This is a genomic window from Pseudomonas sp. CFBP 8772 (genome assembly GCF_014841665.1).
GTDB lineage: Bacteria > Pseudomonadota > Gammaproteobacteria > Pseudomonadales > Pseudomonadaceae > Aquipseudomonas > Aquipseudomonas graminis_B.
This window is the reverse complement of sequence record NZ_JACYUI010000003.1, coordinates 365,320-377,579: the sequence shown is the minus strand read 5'-3', so window position 1 is coordinate 377,579 and position 12,260 is coordinate 365,320. Positions and strand designations below refer to the sequence as shown.

The window sequence follows — 12,260 nt, the reverse complement described above, 5'->3', positions numbered from 1 at the left end:
TCGATCGGCAGCGGATGCCATGAACTTTAGCGAGGGTTGTACATTTATTTAATGCTGTATAGGTTTGAACCTTCGTCGCGGATGACAAGACCGTCCCAAAGACGGAGCGTTTAGCTGTCCAGCGCGTGGTAGTGTCTTCGCTGCAATCAAGCATGGAGCGATATTTTCCATCGAGCCCGCCTACGATGATGTCATAGTGAAATCGCGGAGTGGCCACCCCTTGGTCACTTCCTCATTTCGCGCAGATTGTTTGCCACAGGGTCCTGTTGAACTTCGTCGCCACGCCGATACCGAAAGTGCTAACCGGCGCCAGGTGCACACGCTCTACTGCGCGGCTGCTACTGGTTCCCGATCTCTACGCGTGTCGAATGTCCACCTGGTACATCGTCCCTCTTTCAGGTAATGCATATGGCCGGCAAGGCTCATCTCGGTTTGAAGAATCATGAAGTGTTGGGTCATTTCCTGGACGCGGCTTCCCACCTGACCGGGGCGACCGGCGCCATCCTGATCGTGCGAGACCAAGAGCAGTGGCGCACCGTGGCGACCTACGGCACGGCACCGGAGGTGCGCGCAGACGAAATCACCGGTGGATGGCTGAAGATGGTGTTGTCCTACGGCGACGTCGTCGACGTTGGCGAGGCCATGCCCGCTGATGCCGCGCTGCCTGCCGGCCTGGATCGCGTGGTCAACGAGTCGCTGGTCTGCGTCGCCATTCGCGATGGCAACGCCGCCCTGACCGGCGCGGTCTTGATGACGATCCCCCTTCCCCACAAACGTCTCAGCGCCGCGCACATCTATGGCGTGCAGACCCATGCGGCCGATCTCTACGACTCCCTCAAGTTGACCCCGACACAGGCGGTCGGCGGATCAGCGGTCATCGAGCGCCTGCGCTTGCTGGAGTCGGTGGTGGTCAACGCGAAGGACGCCATCCTGATCACCGAAGCCGAACCCATCGATCTGCCCGGCCCGCGCATCGTGTATTGCAATCCGGCGTTCCTCACCACCACCGGGTTCAGCCTGGAAGAAGTCATGGGGAAGACGCCCCGGATTCTGCAGTGCGCCGAGACTGACCGCGCCACGCTTCAGCAGATCAGGGACGCGCTGCAGCGCTGGGATCCCGTCGAGGTCGAGCTGATCAACACCCGTCGTGACGGCACCAAGTTCTGGGTGCAGCTCAGTATCGTACCGGTCGCCAACGAGAAAGGCTGGTTCACCCATTGGGTTTCCGTGCAGCGCGACATCACAGAACGTAAAGACGCAGAGCAGAATTTTCGCCAGGCCCAGCTTGATCGTGAGGAGCGCGTGGCGCTCGAGTCACGGCTGATCGAGCGGGAGCGCATTCAGGACGAACTGTCCTACGCAGCGTTCCACGACGAGTTGACGAGGCTCAAGAACCGCGGCTATTTCATGGCCCGCATCCATTCGGCCTTGAGCAAGGGGAACGCCGATCAACCCGGCGCGGCCACGGTGGTGTACCTGGATCTGGACCGATTCAAATACGTCAACGACGGTATGGGGCATCATGCGGGCGACATCTTGCTCAAGAGCGTTGCAGAACGCCTGAGCGAGTGCATTGATCCCTCGGCGGTGATCGCCCGCATCGGTGGCGACGAGTTCGCGATCCTGCTGACCGACGAAGGCCATCAGGAACAGGCCATCGAGACGGCCAAGCGCGTGACCCACGCCCTGAGCCTGCCGACCGCCATCGACGGGCAACAGCTCTTTATCTCCTGCAGCATTGGCATTGCGACGCTGGACGTTCAGCACACCACCGCCGAAGACCTGATCCGTGACGCGGACGTGGCCATGTACGCCGCCAAAAAGAAAGGCCGTGGCAGCTGGGCCGTCTTCGACCTTTCGATGCGCCAGGCCTCGATTGACCTGCTGGTGATGCAGAATGCGCTCAAGCACGCGATAACCCGGGACGAGTTCTATCTGGTCTACCAGCCGATCTTCTCCATCACCACTGAAACGATTGTGGGCGTTGAAGCATTGGTCAGGTGGCGCCACCCGACCCTGGGGATTGTCGCCCCTGATGTGTTCATCAGCGTCGCCGAAGACATTGGCGTCATTTGCAATCTGGGTCAGTGGGTCATGCGCAACGCCTGTCGCGAGGTCAAGAAGTGGGCTGCCGCCACCGGTTCGGGCGGCATCAAGCTGAACGTCAACGTGTCAGGGGTCGAGCTCAACCGCAAAGACTTCGCCCTTCAGGTCGCCGAGATCATCGCAGAGACCGGGTTCGATGCCCGTGCCTTGCAGATCGAGATCACCGAGTCAGTGTTCCTGCATGAACCGGAGATGGTCGCCAAGACCCTCGAAGACCTTCGCGCCCAGGGTATCCGGATTGCGCTGGACGATTTCGGCACCGGCTACAGCTCCCTGGGCTACATCGACCGCTACCCCATTGACGCCATCAAGATCGATCGGTCATTCGTCACGCGCATGATGAAACATGAGCGCAGCGTCGCCATCGTCAAAAGTATCCTGTCCCTGGGCGAGGCGCTGGACCTGGCAATTGTTGCCGAGGGCGTCGAAACCCTCGGCCAACTCGATCAGCTCAGGGAGCTGGACTGCCCTTATGCTCAGGGTTTTCTGCTCAGCCCACCGGTGCTTCCCGAGGAAGTTCTGGCATTGCTGGTTGCGAGCAGGCGATGACTGGGCGCCGGCGCTGACCTCCTGAGTGCCCGCAGTCTGTCTGCGCAGGACCGGTTTCAGCCGCACAATCGCTCAGGCTTCTCACACGGTGTCGTCGACCACACCGCCGTCGACCCGCAGCAGGGTTTCAACGGCAGGTGGGGAGACCGAGCTCAACCTGTTGGACCTGCCACGGCTTGCATAGACGCCGTGATGTTTTTGGCCATCGACTGGCCACAAACCCCGTCACAGAGCCTTTTGCCAGCATTTACCGTTCGTCACTCCCGGCCAATCTCTTTGAACGACAGGCCGGCACGGTCGTACTAAATCTGGCGCATATATGTCCCTATCTGCACCTCATTCTTCTGGAGAACCCATGAAAGCCATTATTTACAACGGTCCTTACGACGTCAGCGTTCAGAACGTTCCCGATGCCAAAATCGAAAAAGCGACCGATGTCCTGGTCCGCATTACCACGACCAACATTTGTGGGTCCGACCTGCACATGTACGAAGGCCGCACCAGCTTCGAGACGGGCCGGATTCTGGGTCACGAGAACCTGGGTGAAGTCATCGAAGTGGGCGCTGCGGTCGATCGCGTGAAAGTGGGCGATATGGTCTGCCTGCCGTTCAACATCGGCTGTGGGTTCTGCGAAAACTGCGAGCGTGGTCTCACCGGCTACTGCCTGACCGTCAACCCCGGCAGTGCTGGGGGCGCGTATGGTTTTGCCGAGATGGGGCCTTACGAGGGCGGCCAGGCCGAACTGCTGCGCGTGCCGTATGGCGACTTCAACTGCCTGGTGCTGCCTGATGATGCCAAGGAGAAAGAAGACGACTACGTCATGCTGTCGGACATCCTGCCTACCGGCTGGCACGCGACTGAATTGTCCGGCCTGCTGCCAGGTGAGAGCATCGCCATTTACGGCGCAGGCCCGGTCGGGCTGATGGCGGCCCATGCCGCGATGATCAAAGGTGCCTCACAAGTCTTTGTGGTCGACAACCACCCAGACCGTCTCGCCCTGGCAGCCAAACTGGGCGCCACGCCGATCAACACGGCACAGACCCAGGCGGTTGAGCAGATCATGAACCTGACCAACGGCAAAGGCACGGACCGTGGCTGCGAATGCGTGGGTTATCAGTGCTGCGACAAGCACGGTCATGAAGCCAATCACGAAACCATGAACAACCTGGTGGCCTCCACCAAGCCCACCGGCGGTATCGGTGTCGTGGGTGTCTTCGTGCCGCAGGACCCGAACGCTGCGAGCGATCTGGCGAAGGAAGGCAAAATGGCCTTCGACTTCGGCTCCTTCTGGTTCAAGGGTCAGCAGATCCGTACCGGCCAGGCCAACGTCAAGGCGTACAACCGTCGCCTCGCCGAGCTGATTCACCACGACCGTGCCAAGCCGTCGCAGATCATCTCCCATAGCCTGAAGCTGTCCGAAGGTCCGGACGCCTACAAGCACTTTGATCAGCGCGACGACGGCTGGACCAAAGTGGTGCTCAAGCCTTCGGCGTAACGCTGCAGGGTAATCCGTCGACGTCACGCGTTGACAGGCGATCGGGACCGGAGGGGATTTTCTCCTTCGGTCCCGAACTGCGTTTACAGGCCCGGAACGTGCCGTATGTGAGGCATTTAGCCCGGTTCCTTCCACGGCAAAGCAAATCACAGCACCTCGCGTATCTCGGCGACCACCAGCATCGTCGCGTCTTCGATCCGCCCTTCGTTTCGACACAAAACCCAGCCGTTATCAGAGACCGCCCGCTCAAACGCCTCAGTGCAAGCCGCGTGCTCCTCCAGCCTGTGAATCACCGTGCTGCTCAACCCACGCCGTCGTGCGGCTGCCCTCGCCCATGAAACCTCGGCCGCCGTCACGACCCCGACGTGCAAATCCGGCACCTGCACCTCCTGGTCGATGTTCAACTGCAGGATGTCCGCAAACGGCACGGTCCGGCGAAACGCGGCATCGGACGGGTACCAGCGGTCGATCAGGATGATGCTGTCAGGTGGCTGTCTGGTCAGCACGTGCCGTGAAATCCAGCCACGGCTGGCGGCCAGACGCTTGCACACCTCCCACTCCAGATCCCGGTCCGGCCCTCTGACCAGTTGGTTAACCAGGGCCATGGTTTCACGCCGGTGAGGGTCACTTTTGCTTTCGCTCAGCCGGATCACTTTGTGCTTATCAGCCCTCAGTGATTGGGTGATGGCTTCCAGCAGAGTGGTTTTACCGACACCCTTTGGCCCATCCAGCGAAACGAACAGCGGACGATTCATCCTTCAAACAGCAAGGGCTTCGTCAATGGCCGCGGTCAGCCGTGGATCATCTGCGGTCACATCCGGCGCAAAGCGGCCAATCACCTTGCCGTCTCGCCCGATCAGGAATTTCTCGAAATTCCACAGCACGTCGGTGCCCGCGCCGCTTTCGATGCCGTAGCCCTTGAGGCGTTCACGGAACGGTCCGTCGCCGGTGGCTGCGGGCTGGGCGGCGGTCAGTTCGCGGTAGAGCGGATGGGTGTCGTCGCCGGCGACGGAGATCTTCGAGAACAGCGGGAAGTGCACGTCATAAGTGGTGGAGCAAAAGGACTGAATGTCGCTGTCACTGCCAGGCTCCTGCTCCTTGAAGTTGTTGGCCGGAAAGCCCAACACTTCAAGTCCGGCGTCCTTCTTGCCCTGGTAAAGGCTTTCCAGCCCTTCGTATTGCGGCGTCAGCCCGCATTTGGAGGCCACGTTCACCACCAGCAGCACTTTGCCCTTGTACTGGCCCAGATTGGCTGGCGTGCCATCGATTTGCTTGAGGGGAATGTCGTACAGAGAATCGGTCATGGGTGGCTCCTGTTTGTTGGTTTGACGTGTCTGGGGCCAACCCTCATCGGTCGGCCTTCAGGGACACCTTAAAGCATGCGGACGATGATTCGGTCATATTTTGCGAGGCGTTGGCCGATCGTCTGCCCACTCTGAAAGAGCCAGGTCCTGCAGTTCAAACGTTCTCATCCAGGCCAAGCTGGCCGCTAGCCGCTACCGGGCTCTTTTTCGCCGCAGCGCGCGCTCTGAAGGCGCTGACCTTGGCAATTGTCCCGCACGCCCTGCCCTCCGCGCCGCCCTTGGTCATCCCACACCAGCGTTTACTGACGTTGCGAGTGTTGTCATAGAAAGCCCAACGGCAATCGCCACAGGTCTTGAGTCGAGACCATGTCCCTGATGACAGGGCATTGGCCACCGCCGCCAATAGGTGGGCGCTGCAGCTGTCGTCGGCCGGCATCACCACTATCTGCGGCACGCCCTTCACCGACTTGACCTGCACTGACAGAGCCACGCGCGAGAACCAGGCGTTAAGCAAATGCCCCCCGTCATCCAGACCCTCGCAGGACTTGCGCAGGTCCGAGCGCAACGTCAGCAGTCTGTCCAGCGTATCGCTGGCGGCCGGGGGACGAAGCGAAAGCTCGTCGCGCCATCGCTCGGCGTCATGGCATAGCTGCGGCAGTTCGTCCGTCTCCACACGCGTCTGGTTGGGAATCAACCAGGTATTGATGAAGCGCCGAACGCATTCGAGATCGCCCGGTGCTGCTTGATTCTGAGTCTGCATGCCCGCTCCTGTTGCAAAGACCGTCGATGTAAGTAACCATCAAACTATCATTGATGGTTACGAGTCCTCAATATGATCAAGGAAGACCCAGCCGAACAACCGTCCTGGCCCCCGGATATCCGCAGATTGCTGTGGATGCAGGGGCTGATGAACGCCTCCCATTTCATGACGATACCGCTGCTGGCGCTGTACATGTCAGCCAACCTCCATTTCGGCGCAGCTGCACTGGCGTCGGTGATGTCCGCCAATCTGCTTTGCGCACAAGTGCTGCCACTTGCCGCGGGCGCGATCGCCGATCGGTTCGGCTCGCACTGGGTCATTACCCTGGGCCTGCTGCTGAGGGGCTTGGGATTTCTCGGGTTCAGCGCGTTCGATGGAGTGAGCGCATGGATTGGCTGTGCGGTGATCGCAGGTTCCGGTGTCGCCTGCTACGAGGGTGGCGTTTATGGGGTGTTCGGCCGGCAACCCAGAGAATGCCACTCGGCCCTCTTCGCTTCCAACAACCAGATGTTGAACGCCGGAGCGGCGGTGGGGCCCATTATCGGTGGGCTTGCCGGCCTGGCTGACATCCGCGTGGCCTTCGGCATCAGCGCAGTAGTGTTCATCAGTCTCAGCGCCGTTGCCTGCCGGTCAACGTATGGATCATCAGTGAGGTTGAGCCGGCAGCCCGTCCTTAAAAGCCTGAAAACTGCGACTACAGACGGCGGGCTGTGGCGATTGATCGTTGTTTCATTGCCATGGTTTTTCCTGTTCCCGCAGCTCTACGTCGCATTCCCGATGTACGCGGGGCAATTAGCCGGCCCCCATGCAGCTTCCGCCATTTACGTCGTAAACGGGGTCGTCGGTCTGGCGTTCATCCTTTTGGCGAAGCGCTGGCTGACGAAAGTGAATCCGGCATCACTGACAACCTGGGCGTATCTGGGAGCGGCAGTCACGTTCGCCAGTGTCGCCATGCTGCGCGGCATCGAATGGTTTCTGCTGTTTATCGTGGCCTACACCGTTGTCGAGACCATCCTGTTGCCCACGCTTGAAAGCATGACCGCATCGCTGGCACCGGATGGCAGCCAGGGAACGTTCTTTGGCCTGATGAGTGCGATAGGGGCACTCAGCGGCACCGGGGGTTATTACGTGGGAAGCTGGCTCATATTGAACCGAAGCCCAGTCGAGACCTGGTTAGCGCTCGGAAGCGTAGGGCTCGCAGGCGTTCTCGCCTCCTTGCTGCTACTGCACAGATCGGGGCCCAGAGCGTCTGTCGGCTGATCAGCTATTCAGGAACTCTGCGATCAACGGTATGAACCTATATGAGAAGATGGCAGTCTGACATCACGATTATCCTTCCGGCCCAGTGAGGCCTGACATGAATGACCTGCACCGCCGCAACCCCTGTCGCCTGCCAGTACTGCTGCTGATCACGCTGTCCACAGTGATCGGACTTTCCATTGTGTGGGAATTCGAGCTCGAAGCCTGGGTGATGCACTGGCTCGCCCTGCCCTATGACGCTGACTTTGAGGATGCCGAAAGATGGCGATTCGTCCTGACCGTCACGGGGTTTTCTCTGATTTCACTGATCATCCCGACCATTCTGCTCAGACGCCTGATCGCCAATACCCGGTCCAGCTACCTCAGGCTGAAACAGGCACAGGCGCAGACTGAAACCCTGGCCACCTATGACTCGCTGAGCGGGCTGATCAACCGTCGCATCTTCATGGACATGGTGAGAAATCAGCTCGGTTTGAAGCGGCCCGCGGCGGTCATGCTCATCGATCTGGACCACTTCAAGGCGGTCAATGATCAGCATGGTCACGCCGCCGGCGACATTGTGCTGGTGGAAATCGCGCGCAGGCTCGAAGCCATCGCCGACGATAACGGCGGCGTGGCGGTGCGATTGGGCGGCGATGAGTTCTGCCTGCTGTTTCTCACGTTCAAACACCAGTCCGAGCTGTGCCAGATCGCCGAGGCGGCTGTGTCCCGGCTCGGCGCGCCATTGTCCGGCGCCGTCGAACCTTCGGCGTTGGGCGCCACCATTGGCATTGCACGGTCGTGGACAGACGCGCAGGACGCTTCGGCATTGCTGCACTGTGCCGACACCGCAATGTATCGGGGCAAGGAAGACGGGCGTTCGACCTATAACTTTTATGACAGCCAATATGAAAAACAGCGCCGGGCCCAGGCCGATCTTGAACTGGCAATGAGACGAGCGGTGGAAGCAGACGAAATCGTGCCGTACTTTCAACCGATCGTCGCGCTTCCTTCTCAAGAGGTAGTGGGCTTTGAAGTTCTCGCGCGCTGGCTCAAGCCCGACGGCAGCACCGCCGTACCTTCCGACTTCATTCCGGTGCTTGAGCGCCTGGGGTTGATCCCGGCCATGACCCGTTCGTTGATCAAGCAAGCCTGTCGCGCGGCCAATCGTTGGGATGACCGCTTGCGCTTATCAATGAACGTCAGCGCCGGCATGGTGACCGACGCGCTGTTTCCCGATCAGTTGCTGGAGCAGCTTCGGCAAGAGCAGTTTGCGTTTCATCGCTTCGAAGTCGAAATCACCGAGGAGGCCCTGGTCGGCAACCTGGACGTGGCGCGGCAGAACCTGAGCAAATTGCACGACCACGGCGTTACCGTAGCGCTCGATGACTTCGGGATTGGTTATTCAAGCCTGTATCACCTGACTCGCCTGTCCATCGACAAGATCAAAATAGACCGGTCGTTCTTTGAGCCCGGGCAGACCGATCACCTGCCCATGGTCGAAGCGATTCTGGGCATGGCGCGCAGCCTCAAAATGCAAGTCACGGCTGAAGGCGTCGAGGAGTTTCACCTGCCTCACCTGCCGTCGTGGCTCGCCAACAGCGGCTGCAACTACGCCCAGGGCTATCTGTACGGCCGTCCGAAGCCGGCTTCCAACCTGTTCTGCTACACCCATTCGTCGTTTGCGCAGCAAGCCGGCTGAAAGTTCGCGGGCACATGCGCTGGCAATCTCCTCTTGCGCGCGGTTTCCCGGTCATGGCGGGTCGGCCATTGCCGATCAGCTATTTCGCGTCAGGTATTTCAGCTCGGTGATCGCGGTTTGAAATGCACTGAACGCTGAAGCCGGCACTGACTCCAAACCTTGCCCCGACACTCACGGCTAACGTGTTGCGTCGGCGGGCATTCGAATCATCTGCCAGATCAAGGAATTCCCATGACCGATCCACGTAACGTCGCCCACGACAAAAAAGTGCAGCAAGAGAAGAAGAACCACGGCGAAGAAGTCGCGCCGGATGCCGTGCACGCGCCGCAGCCAGGCATGAAGCCGGCGCTCAAGCACGACGACGATGCGACCGAGCACGACGAACAGGCGTGAGTCAGGCACTGGCCTGAGTGTGAGATCACCGGGGGGCGGCGCTGACTGACCGTCAGCTGCCGCCCTATCGGCGCCCAGCCATCGTTTGGACGTGGCATGGGTTCATCTCAACACGGTAAAGATCGCCTACGACGCCTTGAACGTGTTCAAGCTGAATAAAGCCGCCGCCGTGGCTCTTCGGTAATCCGATGGCGTCTGCTTCATCTCGTAGCGAAAATGTCGATTGAAATTCGACAGGTTAATGTAACCCACCTCAAAACAGACATCGGCAATGGACATCTGTGTCTGCAGCAACAGCCGACAGGCTTTCTGAATGCGCAGCTTGCGCATCAGGTCGATGAACCCGTGGCCTGTGGCGCGCTTGAAGAACCGTGAAAACCCCGGCTCGCTCATGTGCAGCCGCTCGGCGATCACTGACAGCCTGATATCCCCCGTGAGCTCCCGCTGCAGGTAGTCGAACGCCCGGTGTACACGCTCGGCGCTTTTGGCATCCAGTGTCGGCGCATAACACGCACTCGCCAACGTACGGGCTTCTCTGTCAGACGCTCCGCTCAGCGTATTGAGCAGCTCAAGAAACAGCAGCAAGCGCTGTAACCCGCTCGCCGAGCCTATGCGCTCGAGCAGGTCGGCGGCCCGCAGGGCGGTCTCGCCGGTAAATTCCAGCCCGCGACGGGCGCGGTCGAACAATCCCTGCAATTCACCCAGCTCAGGCATCGACTCGCGCAGTGCCAGCAACGTCGCGCCGTCAAACTGAAGCACGACGTCCCGGCCTTGCAGGTATTCCCCCGGTGCCAGATCGCCCATCCAGTCATGGGGCAGATCGGGACCGATCAGCGCGACATGGCCAGGACCGAACGCGCCAATGTAATCGCCCGCCACCAGTCTGCCGCTGCCTTTGCGGATCAGATGAATCTCGTACTCGGGATGGTGATTCCAGCGCGCGAGCGCATAGGGATAGTCGTGCTCGTACCAGCGAAAACTCTGCTGGGGCGCCGGCAGGATGATTTCCAGCTCGGCAGGCAACTGCTCGAATAAGGCGGTTCGGCTCGCAGGCATGGTCTGCCCCTTTTTTTTCGTTGTTGGCGCACGCATCGAAGCACCATACGCCCATTGCATCGCCCTGCTCCACCTCGGCTGTCACTGCGCGCTGATACTTTTTTAGCCTGGCGCACGGCTGGGCTGTGCGGTTAAAAAAGCATCAGCGGCACATCCTCAGCGTGTTTGTTGCAGGCCGTCCAAGCTGCTGTAATCGACACGCCACTGCCCCGAGGTGACACGTCAGATTGATCGGCAGGGCTCAAAACAACAATAACGATTCCGCGCTGCCAGCGCGGACTGGAGATCACCATGAAGATCACCCATCACGCGCTGCTGCTGTCTGCCGGTCTGTCACTGGCGGGCATCAGTCAGGCTGCCGAGACGATCACCATCGCTACGGTCAATAACAACGACATGATCCGCATGCAGCGGCTGTCCAAGGTATTCGAAGAGCAGCACCCCGACATCACGCTCAACTGGGTGGTGCTTGAAGAAAACGTCCTGCGCCAGCGGCTGACCACCGACATCGCCACCCAGGGCGGTCAGTTTGATGTGCTGACCGTCGGCACCTATGAAACGCCGTTGTGGGGCGCAAAAGGCTGGCTTGAGCCGATGAAGGACCTGCCGGCCAGCTACGACCTCGAAGACATCATCCCGTCCGTGCGCCAGGGCCTGTCGGTCAAGGACACCCTGTACGCGTTGCCCTTCTATGGCGAGAGCACGGTGACCTACTACCGCACCGACCTGTTCAAACAAGCCGGGCTGAGCATGCCCGAGCACCCGACCTGGACCCAGCTCGGCGAGTTTGCCGCCAAGCTGCACCACCCGGACCAGGGCCAGTACGGCATGTGCCTGCGGGGCAAGGCCGGCTGGGGCGAGAACATGGCCTTGCTGACGACCATGGCCAACGCCTTTGGCGCCCGCTGGTTCGACGAGCAATGGCGACCCGAGCTGACCAGCCCCGAGTGGACGGCCGCTGCCAACTTCTACGTCAATACCCTTAAAAACTATGGGCCACCGGGTGTTTCCAGCAACGGTTTCAACGAAACCCTCGCGTTGTTCAACAGCGGCAAATGCGCGGTCTGGGTCGATGCCAGCGTGGCAGGCTCGTTCACCACCGACAAAGAACAAAGCAGGGTCGTGGACAGCGTGGGATTCGCCCCGGCGCCCGTTGAAGTGACCGACAAGGGGTCGTCCTGGCTGTACGCCTGGTCCCTGGCGATTCCGGCGACCTCTAAACACAAGGACGCCGCCAAGACCTTCACCACCTGGGCCACGTCCAAGGAATACATCCAGTTGGTTGCGCAGAAGGATGGCATCACCAACGTGCCGCCTGGCACCCGCACATCTACCTACAGCGACGCCTATCTCAAGGCCGCGCCGTTCGCCAGGGTGACACTGGAAATGATGAAACACGCCGATCCGGCGCACCCCTCGGCCAAGCCGGTGCCCTATGTCGGCATCCAGTACGTGACCATCCCGGAGTTCCAGGCCATCGGCACGTCCGTGGGCAAGCTCCTCTCGGCCGCGCTCACCGGCCAGACCTCCGTCGAGCAGGCACTGGCGGCCGCGCAGTCGACGACGGAGCGGGAAATGAAGCGCGCCGGTTACCCGAAGCAATAAACGCCCCGCCGACGGAAGTCGGCCGGACCTCACCCCATGACGGATGACTCT

The 12,260-nt window shown here is 60.4% G+C and carries 10 protein-coding genes; 6 read left to right on the top strand and 4 right to left on the bottom strand.

The window, feature by feature from the left end; translation table 11 throughout:
• Nucleotides 1–408: 408 nt before the first annotated feature.
• Together IFT99_RS08520 and IFT99_RS08515 are read left to right on the top strand one after the other, a co-directional pair.
• Nucleotides 409–2,655, top strand: coding sequence for a putative bifunctional diguanylate cyclase/phosphodiesterase (locus IFT99_RS08520; protein ID WP_192131557.1), 2,247 nt, complete (start codon nt 409–411; stop codon nt 2,653–2,655).
• A 355-nt stretch (nt 2,656–3,010) separates the two neighbouring features.
• A complete protein-coding gene (locus IFT99_RS08515) occupies nt 3,011–4,150 on the top strand; it encodes a glutathione-independent formaldehyde dehydrogenase (protein WP_192131554.1) in 1,140 nt (379 codons plus the stop codon).
• Between the two features lie 146 nt (nt 4,151–4,296).
• On the opposite strand, the gene IFT99_RS08510 is transcribed toward IFT99_RS08515, so the two are convergent.
• The 3 genes from IFT99_RS08510 to IFT99_RS08500 all read right to left on the bottom strand — a co-directional run bounded on the left by IFT99_RS08510 (nt 4,297) and on the right by IFT99_RS08500 (nt 6,214).
• Nucleotides 4,297–4,905 (bottom strand): dTMP kinase, encoded by a 609-nt coding sequence (locus IFT99_RS08510; RefSeq protein ID WP_192131553.1) that lies wholly within the window; start codon nt 4,903–4,905, stop codon nt 4,297–4,299.
• Between the two features lie 3 nt (nt 4,906–4,908).
• Nucleotides 4,909–5,454, bottom strand: coding sequence for a glutathione peroxidase (locus IFT99_RS08505; protein ID WP_192131551.1), 546 nt, complete (start codon nt 5,452–5,454; stop codon nt 4,909–4,911).
• A gap of 154 nt (nt 5,455–5,608) precedes the next feature.
• Complete coding sequence (locus tag IFT99_RS08500) at nt 5,609–6,214, bottom strand: CGNR zinc finger domain-containing protein (RefSeq protein ID WP_192131549.1); 606 nt, start codon at nt 6,212–6,214, stop codon at nt 5,609–5,611.
• 72 nt (nt 6,215–6,286) lie between these two features.
• On the opposite strand from IFT99_RS08500, the gene IFT99_RS08495 reads away from it, so the two are divergent.
• From IFT99_RS08495 to IFT99_RS08485, 3 genes are all read left to right on the top strand, one after another.
• On the top strand, nt 6,287–7,474 hold the full coding sequence (locus IFT99_RS08495; RefSeq protein ID WP_192131547.1) for an MFS transporter: 1,188 nt from the start codon (nt 6,287–6,289) through the stop codon (nt 7,472–7,474).
• A 97-nt stretch (nt 7,475–7,571) separates the two neighbouring features.
• Entirely contained in the window at nt 7,572–9,155 is a 1,584-nt protein-coding gene (locus IFT99_RS08490) for a putative bifunctional diguanylate cyclase/phosphodiesterase (protein ID WP_192131545.1), read from the top strand.
• A gap of 231 nt (nt 9,156–9,386) precedes the next feature.
• Nucleotides 9,387–9,548, top strand: coding sequence for a hypothetical protein (locus IFT99_RS08485; RefSeq protein ID WP_141695236.1), 162 nt, complete (start codon nt 9,387–9,389; stop codon nt 9,546–9,548).
• A gap of 126 nt (nt 9,549–9,674) precedes the next feature.
• Here the strand turns inward: IFT99_RS08485 and IFT99_RS08480 are convergent, their stop codons facing one another.
• On the bottom strand, nt 9,675–10,604 hold the full coding sequence (locus IFT99_RS08480; RefSeq protein WP_192131543.1) for a helix-turn-helix domain-containing protein: 930 nt from the start codon (nt 10,602–10,604) through the stop codon (nt 9,675–9,677).
• A 291-nt stretch (nt 10,605–10,895) separates the two neighbouring features.
• Between IFT99_RS08480 and IFT99_RS08475 the strand changes: the two genes are divergently transcribed.
• Entirely contained in the window at nt 10,896–12,209 is a 1,314-nt protein-coding gene (locus IFT99_RS08475; RefSeq protein WP_192131540.1) for an ABC transporter substrate-binding protein, read from the top strand.
• The last annotated feature ends 51 nt before the right edge of the window (nt 12,210–12,260 follow it).